A 15,353-nucleotide genomic window follows, 5' to 3' on the forward strand; every position below is an offset into this window, starting at 1 on the left:
TTGAGCCTGTTTTTTCTATTTCAGTATTTAAAAGAGGGGTGGAACCCTCTTTAATAATACAGCTTCGGCTTATTTTGTGAGCCATTGTCAGATTCCACTGTTTGATTGTCTCTTAGTAATGAGTTACAGCCTGTTGGGAAATCATAAGGAATGGCTTGTTGTTCTAAATCAGGATTTATCTTTGCGTTTTTGGATCGTGTATAAGGTTGATCAATAGGACGAAGGTTTCCATCTTTTTGTTTTTTCAGTTCTTTTACGATTAACCTTCCTAATTGACGACCTAAACGAAGTCCCTCAGAGTTATCAATAGGAAAATGGACAAGTGCATATAAACGAGATTGTGCATTTTCCTCTGCTAAACGATGATTTTTTCTACTTTCAGCAGGGAAGAAATAATTCAAGATCTCTTCCGTGCAACCTGCACCAACAGAATGACCTGATGGGTAGGCTGGGAAATTTGGTGTACATAGAAATGTGGTTAAATTGGAATCAAATTGATTAGGTCTAGCAACATCCCATTTGTACTTCAAATTCCAAGTTACAATAAATGCATCGTTTAATCCATCCTGTAATGCGGCTAGCATTCTTGTTGCTCTTGGTGGTGAGACAGCATATGTGTCAATTAATATATCCATCATAGGTGTAAATTGTTTAGTCGGTACTCCAGTTCCCCAGTAAGTGGCAATTAACTTTTCCTCTTCAGTTAGATTTTGATCCACGCCTTGAACAATTCGCAATTGTTGATTCCAATCAATTGTCTCTGGCTTCTTAATAGCAAGCTTTATTCTCGTACCATCAGGATCAAGGAAATCTCCCTCATCATCTCTTAATAGATAGGTTAAAGGCCAACTACCAGCCTGTGGTTCTACCCCGCTACGAGGTGGTTTTGACTCACCTGCATAGGGTGTTTCTGACCATTTTTTAAATGACATCATTCTTCCTCCATTTATCGTTATAAAGTATTTTTATGCTGAAGATAAAGAATAGCATGTGCAAACACCTAATATTGGAAGAAATGTTTCCTTATAAATCTAATAAGAAAAACACATGCTAAATTATGTACTTTTCATCAGTTTTTAGAACATATATGAAGGATGATTGATCATGAAAAAAGGATTACTGGTGTCATGTGTATTCTTTTGTTTAGTTGCTTGTAGTGATGAACAGGGGAAAGACCAACAAAGCCAAAGTAAGATTAAGCCGACAAATGTATCAACTAATGGCTCTTTACAATACGAGAGCCTAACAGAAAACGCAGTTGCTAAACGAGCAAAACAACAAATCCTAGAATATAAGGAGATTAATGAAGTCATCGCCATACACCATGATATGCAGCTGTTTGTTGGGTTTAATGTGAAAAAGTTTCAGGAGTTTAAAGTTAAGAAGATTGAAGATAAAGTGAAACGAGACTTAGAAAAAAGTAATCCCAATGAAATTATCGTCGTCTCACATGATCTGAAGATATTAATGGAATTAAAAAAGTTAAAAAATGAAGAAAGCTCGCTTACTGAGGAAGCAATTAAAATGCGTCTTCAAAAAATTAAAGAACTCTCCTTGGAAAAAACCTAACACATAGAAAGAGGTAATGGATATGGCAGATGAAAAAAAGAAAGCACTGACGCCAACACAAGAAGAATATCAACAGTTTCAAAAAAAACGAGAATTGAAGCGTCCTGTTTTAATGAATTGCATGAAAGCCTTTTTGGTTGGGGGACTTATATGTTCCATAGGACAAGCCGTCTCTCTTTTTTATATGACCTATTTTGATTTTACGGAAATGACAGTTGGAAACCCAACTGTTGCGACCATGATTTTTTTCTCCATGCTGTTAACTGGTTTTGGTGTGTATGATCGAATTGCCCAATTTGCTGGTGCTGGTAGTGCCGTTCCTGTCACTGGATTTGGAAATGCGGTCATTTCAGCCGCAATTGAACATAGAACAGAAGGATTTGTCTTGGGGGTAGGAGGCAACCTGTTTAAGCTAGCGGGATCAGTTGTTCTATTTGGTACATTTTCAGCATTTGTTGTCGCATTAATTAAAACAATATTTACAACATGGGGTGGACTCTAAATGAACCAAATGCATCGTACATGGGTGTTTGAGAACCAACCTGTTATTGTATCATCTGCTGCTGTGGGTGGTCCTTTTGAAGCCAATGGAAATTTGACAGATGATTTTGATCGATTGTACCAGGATCTCTGGCTAGGGGAAGACACTTATGAAAAGGCACATAGAGTTTTACTAGAAGACTCCATTAAGAAGTCCATAGAAAAAGCAAATTTAAAGAATAACGATATTCAATTTCTTTTAGCTGGAGATTTAATCAATCAAATCACACCTTCAAGTTTTGCAGCGAGGGGAATGGGAATTCCTTATTTTGGTTTATTCAGTGCCTGTGCCACATCTATGGAGGGACTTGCATTAGGGGCATTCATGGTCAATCATGGCGGAGCCGAACATGTTGTCACAGCAGCCTCTAGCCACAACTCAGCAGTTGAAAAACAATTCCGTTATCCAACAGAATATGGTGGTCAAAAGCCACCAACTGCTCAATGGACGGTAACAGGTGCAGGGGCATGTGTTTTAGGAAGAAGTGGGCAAGGACCGCGTGTGACATCAGCTACGATTGGTAAGGTTGTAGACATGGGACTAACAGATCCGTTTAATATGGGAGGAGCGATGGCACCGGCTGCTGTTGATACGATTAAAGCCCATCTAAATGAACGAAATCTTGATCCATCCTACTACGATCTAATAATCACCGGCGATCTTGGGAGAGTTGGTAGAAAAGTTGCCCTAGATTTAATGACTGAGCATGAAGTTGGAATTACAGCAGAGCAATTTCAGGATTGTGGAACCCTAGTTTACAAGGACAATCAGCCAGTACTAGCTGGGGGAAGTGGAGCAGGCTGTTCAGCAACTGTTCTATATGGGCATTTCTTAAACCGGATGAGAAGAGGAGAACTAAAACGGATATTAGTAGTGGCAACAGGTGCCTTACTTTCTCCTTTAACTTTCCAGCAGAAAGAATCCATTCCGTGTATTGCTCATGCCGTTTCGATTGAATATGGAGGTGATTCATAATGCTCGCTACATTCTTTTGGGCATTTGTTGTTGGAGGAGCTATCTGTGTCATTGGCCAGATTATGTTTGATGTGTTAAAGCTCACTCCAGCCCATACATTAAGCACACTTGTTGTAGCTGGAGCTATTCTGGATGGGTTTGGTTTGTACGAACCATTAATTGCCTTTGCAGGAGCAGGTGCAACTATTCCCATAACAAGTTTTGGTAACTCTTTAGTTCATGGAGCCTTAGAAGAAGCAGAGAAGCATGGACTCGTTGGTGTATTGACAGGTATGTTTGAAGTGACAAGTTCCGGAATATCGGCAGCCATTATCTTCGCATTTATCGGAGCACTTTTGTTCAAGCCGAAGGGGTAGGAGGCTTGATCATCCATGCCAGAGTGGACCGAGGTCATTATACGTTCTGTCTCCATTTTAGTAGCCCTATTTTTTATTTTGAAAGTCTTAGGTAGAAAACAATTATCAGAGCTATCTTTTTTTGAAACGATAATTGGACTAACCATTGCAGATTTTGCTGGAACACTTTCGGTAGATGTCAACATCCCATATACACATGGACTAGCTGCTATATTATGTTGGACAATGTTCCCTTTTCTAATAGATCGTTTCGTAGGAAAAAACAAGAAATTACGAGATTTTGTCGAAGGTAAGAGTAGTGTATTTATACGAGATGGAAAGATATTGGAAGGTAATTTAAAAAAAGAGAAAATTACAGCAGATGAATTAATGGAAATGCTTCGCCCAAAAGGTGTCTTTCGAGCTTCAGAGGTGGAGTTTGCTACATATGAGCCAACAGGTCAATTAAGTGTGTTATTAAAAAAGAAATATCAGCCAGTAACTGTAGGGGATCTCGTTCAAAACCCAAAAGAAGAAAAAGAGCCCCAAGTTGTGATAATGGATGGAAGTGTACTTGATGATTCTTTAAGCGCCCTCCAATTAAGACGTGAATGGCTAGATAGTGAGTTAGAGAAAATAGGTGTTGAACCAAAACAGATCTTCCTTGGTGAAGTTGACACATACGGTAAACTTCACATAGATTTATATGATGACAAACGAGAGGTTTCAGAACCGGTTGCAACAGAGCTTCTCTTTGCATCAATGACAAAATGTAAAGTAGATCTCGAACTCTTTTCCCTACAAACAAAAAATCAAAATGCTAAAGTTCTATACAAGCAATACGCAGATAACATCGATCAACTGATCCTAGAAGTAACTAATAATCAGAAAAAATAAAGAAAGCGGGATACATTAACAAATAAGGCGGTAGGGTTCTATGAACCCTACCGCCTTATTTGTTATAGTAATTTGTCTAAAAAAATCCACACTAGCCCTCTACTCTTGTCCAGTTCTTTTGTTATGTACCAGCATATCTTATTAGTGAACCGAGGGTTCTCCTCTTGAAAGATAAGGAGGTATAAGTATGGGTGGATATGACTATGGTGATAGTTTCGCATTAATCGTTGTACTATTTATCCTGTTGGTCATCGTTGGTGCGGTTTACTATAACTAATGCTAATTTTTCGGTCTTCGAATAGAAGACCGTTTTTTGATTTTAAATGATAAAGAATTTCTGATAGGTGAAGAGTTGATTGTCGAATAATTTTTACTGTGATTCCTTCTTTCTACAGCTTTCGCTCCAGATTCCGTCAATGTTTTTGGAAAATTTAGCTTATAATTACGAGGCATTCAAAATGAGAACTTCATTGTAATACAGTCATAAACTAAAGGATAAGTTCGAATAATTTAAAACAATAAAAACTAAAGGAGGAGACAAGGATGGGTTATATTCTACCAATTACTCAATTTCAGTATATACAGTATGCAAACAGGATGTTGAAATCCACAAAATCTCCTTTTGTAATAAATTCTGTAGTAAAAGCAACGATGGAGAAGAAGCTAAATGATGAACATCGTGAATCACACGAATTTATTGAAGTAGCTTCAAACCTAACAAGGTCAGCTAGAAAAAAGAATACACTTATACAGGCTTCGGCAATGAACTACCATTTACTTTCCGAAATTACAGGAAAAGGTAGACATATAAACGAGTATATTTAATTTGTAGTCATAGTTTCCTTACTAATAGATTTGAAAATTACATAAGTAAGACCCCTAGTACTTAATAACATGAAGAGATTCTCCCTCTTTCCACTCTGCATATAAGCAATCAGAAACACGGTTACAGCCATGAACTTGAAGCTGGCTTCTAAGCCACTCCTCATTGAAACCAGCCTCTTTGAGGTTATTTCCAATAATTTCTCCATCACTGACAAAAGCAATAGGTAAGTATACGGGTTTTTCTTTGAGGTTTAAGTCAGCTCTTGTTGGCTTATCGAAGTAAGACTTCTTTAACACACTAGCGGTTCCATCTGATTCTAAGATGGCAAATTCAACCTCTCTAACTGAGAAGACATCCTTTTTACGTAATAAGTTTAGAAGTTGATTTAAGTCGAGCTTATTGGATTTTAATGCCTTATAATTTATTTTACCTTTGTGAATAACAATGGCAGGTCTTCCCTCTAGTAGAGACCTAGTATTTTTGAATTTCTGTGTAATAAATTCAGTAATGAAAATCAGAAATCCCCAAATCGCCACAACATAGATAACATGTAAATAATCGAGATCTTTATCGTGTACGGCACCTCCAACTAACTCCCCCAGTACTAAAGCAGATATAAAATCAAAAGGGGTTAATTGATTAATTTGGGTTTTCCCTAGGATTTTGGTGGTAACCATTAGTACGATGTATCCAATCACTAATTTAAGGGTAATTCCTATGAAATCCATTTTCGACACCATCCTCACATACTCATCAATAGGATGTACTGGGAATGAAAGAATTATGAGAAAAAATTAGGACGAAGTAGAAATATCAACCAAACCAATTAATTAAACGACCACCTGCTAAAGCAGGTGGATTTAGACATAAATGTCAACGACTAAAGTCGTATATCAAGACTGAAGTCTTCTCAAAGTCCTTGTGCTAAAAGCATACTAAATTAGACTAAACTCATTCTTCAATCTTGAATATTTCATCTTTTCCCTCACTAAACTGGTTAGCTATATAGTTTCTAATAATTTCCTCAGTGACATTGCCAACTGTTGCACAGAAGTACCCTCTTGCCCACAAATGTTGTCCCCAGAATCTTTTCTTTAGTTCTGGAAATTCATCTTGTATAAGCCTGGATGATTGTCCTTTTAGGTACTGCATAATCTTACTTGGCGCAAGGCTTGGAGGACACGATAATAACAGGTGGATGTGACCTTTGCCCACACTTCCCTGCTGAAAAGTGAACCCTCTGGCTTCGCATCCTTGCCTTATTAGCTCTCGCGTTCTTTTGGCAATTGGACCATGGAAAACCTTATACCTATATTTTGTGACCCAGATAACGTGGTATTTTATATCAAATACAGCATGACTACTTTTTTGATAACCGTCCATACTTCACCTCTATTGTAGTATGGACATTTAAAGATAAGGCTAAAAGCGTATACCGTCTAAAGACGGTGGATTTAAACCACGCATTTGTAAATTAAACAAAGGATGCTATAAAAAATAGCATCCTTTTCATTAAATTTGTTTAATCATCGTAACATGAGGGATGCCAGCATCCATAAAGATGTCAGATACAGTTTGGTAGCCAAGTCCTTCATAGAAGGCTTCTGCATGGGTTTGTGCATTCAGTTTTAGTTTCTGGAACCCTTTTTCTTTAGCTAGCAGTTCGAGTTGATCCATCACTACTTTACCAAGACCGAGTTTTCGATGTGATTCTATAACGCAAATTCTCTCCATCTTACCAATCCCATCATAGTTACGTAGCCTCCCAGCCGCAACCGGTTGATTTTGAGTGTACACCACAACATGTGTACACTCATCTTCATATTGATCAATTTCTTCGTCTTCTGGTACTTGCTGTTCTTCTATGAACACAACACGTCTTACGTGGAGGGCATCTTCAAACTCTTTCTTCGTCGAAACCACTAAAACTTTCAAGGTTAACATTCCTTTCCAAGATGGAATGTTTCATAAACAGTCCATGAACCGTTCTCTAATTGATAAAGCAACTGAAAACGATCAACCATTTCTTCATGTTTGAAATCCATCATTTTTAATGAATTCACTACATCTGAATGCTCGTCATCTGAAAGTTTTTGACCTATTGTAATGTGCGGAACATACGCATATTCTCGCTCCGTTGGAAAAGCACCTGAATGCATTTTATTATGAAGTTCTTCAAGCTCAGATGTTGATTCAATACCTAGGTAAATGACATTGTTTACAGGGTGGAAAGAGCTTACTTTGTATACCTTCAAATTAAAAGGCTTTATGTCTGCTGCAATTTTATGTAGTTCTAGAGCTATTCCTTTAATTGTGTCTTCCGAAGCCTCAAAACCACTCTTTAACGTGACATGGGGGGGGATCAGTGCATAGTTCGTGTCATAACGCTTACGATAAGAATTTACTAAATCTTGTAGTTTTCTAGATGGAAATAAAGCAATTCCATATTTCATAGGTTAACCTCCTTCAAGTAGATACATTTTTGATGAAAAGTATTTTGGTCATTCATGTTAGATAACATTATACCAAATTTTCAAAATATAGAACACTAATCCTTAAGGATATATTTTAAAGCTCTCCTTAAATCGGGTTGCCAGTAGGTCCAGGTATGGTCTCCATCGAACTCGTCAAAGAATGACTCAAAGCCTTTAGAGTGAATTACTTCAGCTAGCTCTCTATTAGGAGTGAGGAAGTCTTTGACTTTACCATCTGTTGTTTCAACTGCCGTTTCCATGGTGCCAATAACATGATACAACTGCAATAAATGTGGGGATTGAAAATGTATGACTTTATTTTTTATAGATTCGTTAATGAAAGGAGATTGCATGGCAATTTTCCCGAATGTATGAGGGTATTGTAAGCCCGCTAATAGAGAAACAGTTCCACCCAGAGAATCACCAATTAAGGCTCTGCCTCGACCCATTTGGTAGGTCGGGTAGTGATTGTCAAGGTAAGGAACGAGTTCATGTGCTAAAAAACGTATGTAAGCATTGTGCTGTTTTCCATCTGGATGATATTTATCTCGTCGATCTTGGACATCTTTATAGGGAATCCCAACAAGAATTGTGTTTGGAATACTATGATCTTCTAACAATTCTTCAGTTATCCGAGCCATACGTCCTAGGTTAAAATAGTCCTGACCATCCTGAGCAATAAGAAGATGATATTTGTATAAAGTAGAGTAATTAGAAGGCTTATAAAGTTGAAAAGTTAGATCTTCTCCTAATGCAATACTTGAGATCGTAATTTCCTCCATTGTGCCTTTGCGTTGTTTCATGTAATGTCTTCCTCCAATGAATGTAGCTTTTACAAATCTGTGTGAATTTAAGCAAGCAAATATATTTTTATACCCTCATTCTAGCATAAAAGTCTAAGTGATTTCTCGTGCGAGGATTTGACGAACTTTATGAAGTTGAGTCTAATTAGTAAGAAGAAGGAGGTTCATTCTAAATTTAGGATTAAAAGAAAATATGTTGAAAACAGATCGTGGTCGTGGTGGATAGATCAATGATGCCAAAGGAAAAATGAGACTGACGCCGCTTATCAGTTGGAGAACCGGGGTTAAATAAAGTGATGTTATGTCTTTCCTTTAATACTGGTATATGAGAGTGACCAAATAGGATGGCATCTAATTGCTCATCTCTGAATGTATTACGTGCTCTATCTTCTGTGGTGGGACCTTTTCCTTGATGTCCATGCACTAATCCGAAACGAAAATCATTAAAAGTAAGAATTTTTTGATAGCCGAGTCGCGAGATAACATCTTCTGAGTCTACATTTCCAGCGACTCCGTCTACTGGAGCGAATTTTTGGAGTTCATCGAATAAGTCAAGTGATTGCCAGTCACCAAGGTGGAGGATTTGGTCAGATTCTTCCAAATTTTGAATTAATTCGGCTGGCAACACTTTTGCCTTTTTGGGCATATGTGTGTCAGCTAGTACGACAATTCTCATTCAGTTAGCTCCCTCATAATTGGAAATTTAACGAAATATTATGGATGATTTCATTACCATGAGCTGTTAGAGTGTTAGAGAAAGGAGATACTCTTCATCATGATCATATAATAATACTTGAAGATGCTGATCACCACCGATATACCACTGTTCGGCATTGTCTACTACCTTCTCATAAAGAACATCTAAATGAAGCATTGCACCTAGATCATGAATGAAACGATCAAATATTAAGCCTTCTGAATCATTGTCTAACTCGTGACTTACTTGAAGGGCATATGAACTATCTTGGAAATATTTTTTTTTAATAATGTATTGCACCTGTTTCATTGGCTTGATACCTCGCTTTCTGTTGTCACTCTTAGTGTGACTGAAAGCTTATTGGGTTATGTAAGTAATGCTGGATTTTTAGAAATAGATTTTCGATTGTAATACTGGTGTTTGGTGCCAAGTTCTTCATTTACGAGCTGTTCCATTTTGCTTAATTCGTCTCTAGTGACAACGGAATCTGTATTAGACCAATTAATCGTATATACAAAATAGTAATCTCGGATTGGGCGGAAGATAACTGTTGAATTTGGGCAGTAGTCGAAATTAGCTTTTATAGTACATCTTTTTGTGTAGCTCCAATTTAATAGAATCATTTTAATCACCAATTTTCCAATTAGTTTAGCATTAATAATGCTATCATAATGAAATTATTGATTAATAGATAGATTGAAGTGCTGGTAGATTAAGGGAAGAAAATCAAGGCTAAAGAGGTATTCATGAGTAGACAAGAGACGAGTATCCTTTTTTTGGAATGTTTTACACTTCTTTAGAGCGCAGAGCTTCGTTTACTATTCTTCGGGTAAACAGAAAGAATATTTTGTAAGGAGAATGTTCGATTCGTTTTTCGTAGTAAACAATAGCCTTGAAAATAATAAGGAGTTACTTTTTTTACAATAACAGCACGATGTGAAAGATCCCCAGAAGCTGATAAATAAATAATTTCAGCTAATTTATTACTCTCATGAATTCGATTAAGTGTTTGAAAAAATGGATTCATCATCTCACCTCATACTTATTATAACCGAACTAATGTTCTTTATGCAAACGTTTTAAGAATGTGTGTTCTTATTTATTTATCCAGCAAGCAAGCTTTAGCAGCCAATCATTAGAAGGGAAAGTAAAATGATTACAATAATTGTTGAATAATAGGCAATTGATATTCTTCCATGATTATAAGTGAAGATAAAAATAGTTTAAAGCTTGCAAAAAAAACACATTGACATTTAGTGAAAAGTTAGATATATTATTTTAAGTTATTCTTATTTTGATACGACTCGTTAGCTCAGTGGGAGAGCACTACCTTGACAGGGTAGGGGTCGTGGGTTCGAATCCCTCACGGGTCATCTGATTAAAAAGCTGAAACCCTTGATTTATCAAGGGTTTCAGCTTTTTTTACTATTGATAATAATCACTATTATTATTTAGAAATTCGATTTGCTAACATTTTGCTAACATCAAAAATTTCCTATAGCACTATGGAAGATTTCTGCAACATCGTCATCTATATTTGGTACTAAGTGTGCGTAGAATTCTAAAGTTACTTTTGGGTTTGAGTGACCTAATCTTGAAGAAACTTTTACAATATCCACACCTTCTGAAAGAAGGATAGATGCGTGAGTGTGTCTCAAATCATGGAATCGAATAGTAGATACTCCAGAATTTTTTATAGCACGTTTCATAACTCTCATTAAATTTTTCGGGTCCTGAAATGTCCCCGTTTCTGTACATATAATTAAGTTACTGTCTTGATATAGACTACCCAAACGTTTCTTTAGAGTTATTTGTGAATCCTTTAGCTTCTTCAATTCGATGATAATATTATCAGAGATGGGAATCTGCCTATTGGAGTTTTTTGTTTTTACACTGGTCAAGATATAACCTAATTTAGGGATGTGTGACAAAGTTCTTTCGGTTTTTATTGTTTTCTTAGTGAAATTGATATCCGACCACTTTAATCCAAGAATTTCTCCTTTCCTCATTCCTGTATAAATGGCTAAAAGAAAAGCAATGTAGAGTCTTTCTTCTGAACATTTTTTAAGGAATTGTCTAATTTCTTCAAATGACCAAATTTGTATTTCTTTCTTTGCTTCACTAGGTGGGTCTGTATTTAGAACAGGATTAAATTTAATTTTGTTCCATTTAACTGCTTGAGTAAGTGCAAGGTTCAAAAGTTGATGAAGTTTTCTTACGGTACTTCTGCTGTAACCAGCTTCCAATTTAATATTATAAAAATTATCTATATGTTTTGTTGTAATACTTGATAAAGGAACTTTTGAAAAGAGATTATCTTTTAGTAAATGCTTTTCAATCAAGTATTTTCTACTTGAAAAAGTAGTTTCTTTTACTCTTCTTTTGTAATGATTCACCATCCAGTCCGTAATAAAATCGGAGAAATTTTCGGGACTCTGTTCGATAAAAGTATTTTCGTTGATTTCTGTAATGATCTTAATCATCGCTATCTGTGCATCTTTTTTCTTTGAGAATCCTCCTTTTGTTTTTTGTCTTCTTTTACCTGTAGCTAGGTCTTTTCCAATATCAACGATGTATGTATAGGTGTTACCTCTTTTGGCTATCGATCCCCTCATAGAGAACCTCCTTATGAAAGATTGTTATCTACATTTATCTCCAATTTTTAGAGGATATATCTGATAAATAAATATATTTATCAGAAAAGATCTTTAATAGAGTGTTGTGCTATATATATGATTAGGAATATTTACAATAATAGAACTGGGTTGAAGAATTTAGTTATTTACTATCATTTTTAGGCCTTATTTTACTTATTAAATTCAAAAGAAAATTAAGATTAATAACTAGATTTGATTACAATATTACTTGTGAGAATAAGAATATATAACGAGGATTATATGATCTATTTTTCTGAAATTAACAATCGTATATTGGTCTCTTCTTCCGCAATCGGTCCAGATTATAGAAAAACCCTTGTATTGCGTAGTAGACGTATACTACGCAGCAAATGTTTTCGTTTATGAAAGAATGTACTTTTTCATAGAGGTTTTATTTATCGGAAGTAGGTATTCAACAAACGGGCCAGATTATGGAGTAACATTTAATTAGGAAATTGGATTTGTGAAGAATTATATTAAAAGTAGCTTGGTAGTTAAGTTCAATAAAAATCTTGTTTTATTTATTATAATAAGATAACCAATTTAAACCCTGAAAGTTTCCTTTCAGGGTTAGGAAAAAACTTAATTTTCTATTGAAATTTTATCTGCTAAATTGTTTCTTAAATTAGTAAATTTTTCTCTCAATTTCTTTTTCAGTTCATTAAGTTTGTCTTCATTTTGACAATTATTGCAGATTAAATGCAAACTAGATAATTTATCCAAGTCTTCAAAAGTTTCAATCTGAACTTGTCCATTACCAAGACCGAAAAAATCGTCTGTGACTTTTCCTAAATCCGTATTTAATTGTTCTCGATGATTTCTATTTGTAAAATCATCGATATTAGATAAAGGTCTACCACAGTGTTGTTCGCTACACTTAATTTTAATACCTATCATAAAAAAACCCCCTTATTAATATAAGTACTTAATAAGTATAAAGGCTTTAGGAAAAACACGGAACTGAAACTGTTAAATCAAAAGAAAGTTTTAATGCTAGTATTCCTTACGTCATATTTCAAAGATAACAATGGAAATTTATTTCTAAATTTATAAAAAATAGATACTAAACAAAAGAAAAGAGTTATAATATCCTCAAATAAGGAGGTGGTATAAAATGGCTTATAAGATATATATGAAAAATAAATTTGATGGAAACCTTGAAGAAGCTGACGATGAAATATATCACAGTAAAGAAGATGCTGAATACGCAAAAGACGAAGCAATAAATAATTTTATGACCGGAGCAGATGAACTTGAACTGGCTGGAGAAAGCTATGCAGAACCAAATGAGTATGAATTTATAATAAAGAAAGTTTAATATTGGCTAAAAGTGTAAGATATATTTTCTTAATGGGTTCGGTTGAGAGGTGTAAAACGCGAATTCACAAGTGAATTCGCAGTACAAAGCTCATATGTTTTAACAATACGATAACAAATAGAGCAGCCGAATGGGTTCCACTGCTTTTTTAATTCATCTTAGTTATTTTATGTACATAGTGTTATTCAACAATCGGGCGCTTTCCTAGAAAAAGGATGCGTCCATTTTCATTTAATGGCCAGATTGTATAGCAACTTTGATATTATGTAGTAGACTATTACTACGCAATTTTAAGTAATTTTGTGGCAGAATGTTCTAAAGTAAATGGTCGATTTGTATAAATGGAGGATTGTAAATTAAGGTTTATATCCTTAAAATGTATTATACTGGTAAAACGAACGGATGATTCGCAAATTGGTTTCCTTGCAAGGTATTAGTTCATTATCTTGTTGATCAGTCTGGTAGCGATTTATTGTTTAAATTTAACCTAGAGTAGATGGACAATAGTAGATAAAAGCAACGGTTGTTGGTAGGGAGAAGAAGTTTATTGGAGACTAAAAAGAAAAAATATAATTACGGTGCTATTGCAAAAGCAGCCAAACCATTTATGACTTTTGAGCAAATCTTCGGTAGAGAACCAATTAAAGAACAAGTAATTGACTCAATAAAGTCCCTTAACTTAGAGAAGACGTTAATTTTAGTATCACAATTTGCTGCAATGGAAAAAAACGCTGCAGAGTATGTGAAAAATTCTTATCTTGGCTCAATTAGTAACATATTAGGAATAAATACAGAAAAAAATAAAGATGAAGTATTATTTGCTTCGCAGGCAATATTAAATTTCTATAAATGGTTATTAGCGTATGGGCAAGAATCAACACTAAAAGAAGAAATCAAAGAGGAAGATTTTTTTAATACAATAAATTTGTTCTTGAAAGTATCAGATTTTTTACCAAAACACATAGAACCAGATGATTTTTTATTACAAGTACTTTCTTTTTCAAAACATACCAATTTAGGAAATGAATTAGCGAGAGCTTTCTTTATCTACTCTGAATTATCAAAACAGCAGGAGTTATACAAAGAAAAAGAGTTTTTGGATATAAATAGTGATTTCGTTAATTTCTATGGTTATTCAATTGAACAGTATTTAGCTGTTAATTTTGCCTTGTTGACTTTGGTGCTTCCACAGAGGGTTCCTTTTTCAACAACTTGGGTGAAAAATAAAAATGAGTTTTTTAAAAATACAGAGTTAAAGCATATAGCACCAAAAATTATTGATGATTTATCCATAAATATTACTGAGGCACAAAAATGGGCTAGCTCTACTATAGATAACAGCTGGAATTATCTAAAACTCCAAGAGCTTCCTTTACTAAAATTAAATTCGGTTGAATTTATTCCTTTTAACTATGATATTATTTCAAATGGGATCTTTGATGGTTTATATCACAGAATAAGAGGGTGTTACCCTGAAAAAGATAGAAGATTTCTTACCTTTTTTGGACGTCCCTTCGAAAAATATATCGAACTTATATTGAAAGAAGCTATTCAAAATTCTAGGTTTGATTATGAGTATATTGAGGAGTTTGATTATGGAACAAAAAGTCCGTCCCTTTCTTCTGATTTTTATTTGAGGTTGAATGAGGATTTAATTATTTTTGAAGCAAAAGGTGCGAGACCTACAGTGAATTCAAGCATTAATGCTGACAAAGAATCTATCAAAAAGGACCTTAAAAAGTTATTTATTGATCCAATTATACAAGCGGATAAAGCATATCAGAATATACTAAATTCGAGTTTCTCCAATAGGTTTAAGGGTGTACAAAATATATATATAATATCTGTTAACATAAATAACTTCCCTTCTGTTCCATCCTTTTACGAGGAAGTAGATGAAGGATTAAAAGAATCTCTTAGTGATAATGTAAAAGGTTATTTCAACTTTAGCATCACAGATATTGATGCAATGTGTTATTTAATATCCCGTAAAGGAAAGAAACCACCAATTTTTAGATACTTAATAAATAAGTTCGAATCATCAGATATTCAATCATTCACATGGTTTCTTGAACATTCTAATATTCCTATAAAAAGAAGTAAATGGATTAATGAACAATTGTATAACAGTTATAAGAAAATATACGAGATGTCATTTGAAAATCCGGAAAAGTCTTTGATGTCTTTAGAGAAAAAGTTACTGAAGAAAAAATAATTTATTAATGTGGTCTTTTAGTAAAGATTGTAAATTAATAATATAG

At 34.7% G+C, this 15,353-nt stretch carries 21 protein-coding genes and 1 tRNA gene; 10 read left to right on the forward strand and 12 right to left on the reverse strand.

The window, feature by feature from the left end; all coding sequences use genetic code 11:
• Positions 1–50: 50 nt before the first annotated feature.
• Positions 51–932: a vanadium-dependent haloperoxidase gene (locus ACOI1C_RS08275; protein WP_422509807.1), complete on the reverse strand. Its 882-nt coding sequence runs from the start codon at positions 930–932 to the stop codon at positions 51–53.
• A gap of 172 nt (positions 933–1,104) precedes the next feature.
• Between ACOI1C_RS08275 and ACOI1C_RS08280 the strand changes: the two genes are divergently transcribed.
• From ACOI1C_RS08280 to ACOI1C_RS08310, 7 genes are all read left to right on the forward strand, one after another.
• Positions 1,105–1,569, forward strand: coding sequence for a YhcN/YlaJ family sporulation lipoprotein (locus ACOI1C_RS08280; RefSeq protein ID WP_422509809.1), 465 nt, complete (start codon positions 1,105–1,107; stop codon positions 1,567–1,569).
• A gap of 22 nt (positions 1,570–1,591) precedes the next feature.
• Positions 1,592–2,071, forward strand: a complete 480-nt coding sequence (gene spoVAC / locus ACOI1C_RS08285; RefSeq protein ID WP_422509810.1) for a stage V sporulation protein AC — start codon at positions 1,592–1,594, stop codon at positions 2,069–2,071.
• On the forward strand, positions 2,072–3,085 hold the full coding sequence (gene spoVAD, locus ACOI1C_RS08290; RefSeq protein WP_422509812.1) for a stage V sporulation protein AD: 1,014 nt from the start codon (positions 2,072–2,074) through the stop codon (positions 3,083–3,085).
• The gene (gene spoVAE, locus ACOI1C_RS08295; protein WP_422509814.1) at positions 3,085–3,441 is read left to right on the forward strand and encodes a stage V sporulation protein AE; all 357 of its coding nucleotides are present in this window, start codon (positions 3,085–3,087) and stop codon (positions 3,439–3,441) included. Before spoVAD ends, spoVAE begins: the two co-directional genes overlap by 1 nt.
• 15 nt (positions 3,442–3,456) lie before the next feature.
• Positions 3,457–4,317, forward strand: coding sequence for a DUF421 domain-containing protein (locus ACOI1C_RS08300; RefSeq protein ID WP_422509816.1), 861 nt, complete (start codon positions 3,457–3,459; stop codon positions 4,315–4,317).
• Positions 4,318–4,504: 187 nt separating this feature from the next.
• The gene (locus ACOI1C_RS08305) at positions 4,505–4,594 is read left to right on the forward strand and encodes a YjcZ family sporulation protein (protein WP_422509818.1); all 90 of its coding nucleotides are present in this window, start codon (positions 4,505–4,507) and stop codon (positions 4,592–4,594) included.
• 266 nt (positions 4,595–4,860) lie between these two features.
• The gene (locus ACOI1C_RS08310) at positions 4,861–5,142 is read left to right on the forward strand and encodes a hypothetical protein (RefSeq protein WP_422509820.1); all 282 of its coding nucleotides are present in this window, start codon (positions 4,861–4,863) and stop codon (positions 5,140–5,142) included.
• A gap of 54 nt (positions 5,143–5,196) precedes the next feature.
• Here the strand turns inward: ACOI1C_RS08310 and ACOI1C_RS08315 are convergent, their stop codons facing one another.
• From ACOI1C_RS08315 to ACOI1C_RS08355, 9 genes are all read right to left on the reverse strand, one after another.
• Positions 5,197–5,871 (reverse strand): DUF421 domain-containing protein, encoded by a 675-nt coding sequence (locus ACOI1C_RS08315; RefSeq protein WP_422509822.1) that lies wholly within the window; start codon positions 5,869–5,871, stop codon positions 5,197–5,199.
• A 223-nt stretch (positions 5,872–6,094) separates the two neighbouring features.
• Positions 6,095–6,526 (reverse strand): IS200/IS605 family transposase, encoded by a 432-nt coding sequence (tnpA, locus tag ACOI1C_RS08320; RefSeq protein ID WP_422509824.1) that lies wholly within the window; start codon positions 6,524–6,526, stop codon positions 6,095–6,097.
• A 129-nt stretch (positions 6,527–6,655) separates the two neighbouring features.
• Positions 6,656–7,078 carry a GNAT family N-acetyltransferase gene (locus ACOI1C_RS08325; RefSeq protein ID WP_422509826.1) on the reverse strand — a complete coding sequence of 141 codons (423 nt, stop codon included), beginning with the start codon at positions 7,076–7,078 and terminating at the stop codon, positions 6,656–6,658.
• Between the two features lie 2 nt (positions 7,079–7,080).
• Entirely contained in the window at positions 7,081–7,596 is a 516-nt protein-coding gene (locus ACOI1C_RS08330) for a YjcG family protein (RefSeq protein ID WP_422509828.1), read from the reverse strand.
• Between the two features lie 95 nt (positions 7,597–7,691).
• Positions 7,692–8,420 carry an alpha/beta hydrolase gene (locus tag ACOI1C_RS08335; RefSeq protein WP_422509830.1) on the reverse strand — a complete coding sequence of 243 codons (729 nt, stop codon included), beginning with the start codon at positions 8,418–8,420 and terminating at the stop codon, positions 7,692–7,694.
• 181 nt (positions 8,421–8,601) lie between these two features.
• Entirely contained in the window at positions 8,602–9,096 is a 495-nt protein-coding gene (locus ACOI1C_RS08340; protein ID WP_422509832.1) for a metallophosphoesterase family protein, read from the reverse strand.
• Between the two features lie 66 nt (positions 9,097–9,162).
• On the reverse strand, positions 9,163–9,426 hold the full coding sequence (locus tag ACOI1C_RS08345; RefSeq protein WP_422509834.1) for a hypothetical protein: 264 nt from the start codon (positions 9,424–9,426) through the stop codon (positions 9,163–9,165).
• Positions 9,427–9,482: 56 nt separating this feature from the next.
• Positions 9,483–9,740 carry a hypothetical protein gene (locus tag ACOI1C_RS08350; RefSeq protein ID WP_422509836.1) on the reverse strand — a complete coding sequence of 86 codons (258 nt, stop codon included), beginning with the start codon at positions 9,738–9,740 and terminating at the stop codon, positions 9,483–9,485.
• Between the two features lie 173 nt (positions 9,741–9,913).
• Positions 9,914–10,144 (reverse strand): hypothetical protein, encoded by a 231-nt coding sequence (locus ACOI1C_RS08355; protein ID WP_422509838.1) that lies wholly within the window; start codon positions 10,142–10,144, stop codon positions 9,914–9,916.
• A 274-nt stretch (positions 10,145–10,418) separates the two neighbouring features.
• Here ACOI1C_RS08355 and ACOI1C_RS08360 point away from each other — a divergent pair.
• Positions 10,419–10,490, forward strand: a tRNA-Val gene (locus ACOI1C_RS08360).
• 111 nt (positions 10,491–10,601) lie between these two features.
• Here ACOI1C_RS08360 and ACOI1C_RS08365 read toward each other — a convergent pair.
• Positions 10,602–11,732, reverse strand: coding sequence for a tyrosine-type recombinase/integrase (locus ACOI1C_RS08365; protein ID WP_422509840.1), 1,131 nt, complete (start codon positions 11,730–11,732; stop codon positions 10,602–10,604).
• 624 nt (positions 11,733–12,356) lie between these two features.
• The gene (locus ACOI1C_RS08370; protein WP_422509841.1) at positions 12,357–12,671 is read right to left on the reverse strand and encodes a hypothetical protein; all 315 of its coding nucleotides are present in this window, start codon (positions 12,669–12,671) and stop codon (positions 12,357–12,359) included.
• A gap of 217 nt (positions 12,672–12,888) precedes the next feature.
• Between ACOI1C_RS08370 and ACOI1C_RS08375 the strand changes: the two genes are divergently transcribed.
• Positions 12,889–13,092 carry a hypothetical protein gene (locus tag ACOI1C_RS08375; RefSeq protein ID WP_422509843.1) on the forward strand — a complete coding sequence of 68 codons (204 nt, stop codon included), beginning with the start codon at positions 12,889–12,891 and terminating at the stop codon, positions 13,090–13,092.
• A gap of 547 nt (positions 13,093–13,639) precedes the next feature.
• Positions 13,640–15,307 (forward strand): hypothetical protein, encoded by a 1,668-nt coding sequence (locus ACOI1C_RS08380; RefSeq protein ID WP_422509845.1) that lies wholly within the window; start codon positions 13,640–13,642, stop codon positions 15,305–15,307.
• Positions 15,308–15,353: the final 46 nt, after the last annotated feature.

Origin of the sequence: Bacillus sp. DJP31 (assembly GCF_049310945.1) — a bacterium.
In the GTDB taxonomy this organism is placed as follows: Bacteria; Bacillota; Bacilli; order Bacillales; family SA4; genus Bacillus_BS.

What these genes read in the sequence shown, in the direction of transcription:
- ACOI1C_RS08365 (WP_422509840.1), bottom strand. Translation starts at nt 11,732, where the DNA reads ATGAGGGGATCGATAGCCAAAAGAGGTAACACCTATACATACATCGTT.
- ACOI1C_RS08340 (WP_422509832.1), bottom strand. Translation starts at nt 9,096, where the DNA reads ATGAGAATTGTCGTACTAGCTGACACACATATGCCCAAAAAGGCAAAA.
- ACOI1C_RS08305 (WP_422509818.1), top strand. Translation starts at nt 4,505, where the DNA reads ATGGGTGGATATGACTATGGTGATAGTTTCGCATTAATCGTTGTACTA.
- ACOI1C_RS08310 (WP_422509820.1), top strand. Translation starts at nt 4,861, where the DNA reads ATGGGTTATATTCTACCAATTACTCAATTTCAGTATATACAGTATGCA.
- ACOI1C_RS08330 (WP_422509828.1), bottom strand. Translation starts at nt 7,596, where the DNA reads ATGAAATATGGAATTGCTTTATTTCCATCTAGAAAACTACAAGATTTA.
- spoVAD (WP_422509812.1), top strand. Translation starts at nt 2,072, where the DNA reads ATGAACCAAATGCATCGTACATGGGTGTTTGAGAACCAACCTGTTATT.
- ACOI1C_RS08280 (WP_422509809.1), top strand. Translation starts at nt 1,105, where the DNA reads ATGAAAAAAGGATTACTGGTGTCATGTGTATTCTTTTGTTTAGTTGCT.
- ACOI1C_RS08345 (WP_422509834.1), bottom strand. Translation starts at nt 9,426, where the DNA reads ATGAAACAGGTGCAATACATTATTAAAAAAAAATATTTCCAAGATAGT.
- spoVAE (WP_422509814.1), top strand. Translation starts at nt 3,085, where the DNA reads ATGCTCGCTACATTCTTTTGGGCATTTGTTGTTGGAGGAGCTATCTGT.
- ACOI1C_RS08275 (WP_422509807.1), bottom strand. Translation starts at nt 932, where the DNA reads ATGTCATTTAAAAAATGGTCAGAAACACCCTATGCAGGTGAGTCAAAA.
- ACOI1C_RS08315 (WP_422509822.1), bottom strand. Translation starts at nt 5,871, where the DNA reads ATGGATTTCATAGGAATTACCCTTAAATTAGTGATTGGATACATCGTA.
- ACOI1C_RS08375 (WP_422509843.1), top strand. Translation starts at nt 12,889, where the DNA reads ATGGCTTATAAGATATATATGAAAAATAAATTTGATGGAAACCTTGAA.
- ACOI1C_RS08370 (WP_422509841.1), bottom strand. Translation starts at nt 12,671, where the DNA reads ATGATAGGTATTAAAATTAAGTGTAGCGAACAACACTGTGGTAGACCT.
- ACOI1C_RS08355 (WP_422509838.1), bottom strand. Translation starts at nt 10,144, where the DNA reads ATGAATCCATTTTTTCAAACACTTAATCGAATTCATGAGAGTAATAAA.
- tnpA (WP_422509824.1), bottom strand. Translation starts at nt 6,526, where the DNA reads ATGGACGGTTATCAAAAAAGTAGTCATGCTGTATTTGATATAAAATAC.
- ACOI1C_RS08335 (WP_422509830.1), bottom strand. Translation starts at nt 8,420, where the DNA reads ATGAAACAACGCAAAGGCACAATGGAGGAAATTACGATCTCAAGTATT.
- ACOI1C_RS08350 (WP_422509836.1), bottom strand. Translation starts at nt 9,740, where the DNA reads ATGATTCTATTAAATTGGAGCTACACAAAAAGATGTACTATAAAAGCT.
- spoVAC (WP_422509810.1), top strand. Translation starts at nt 1,592, where the DNA reads ATGGCAGATGAAAAAAAGAAAGCACTGACGCCAACACAAGAAGAATAT.
- ACOI1C_RS08300 (WP_422509816.1), top strand. Translation starts at nt 3,457, where the DNA reads ATGCCAGAGTGGACCGAGGTCATTATACGTTCTGTCTCCATTTTAGTA.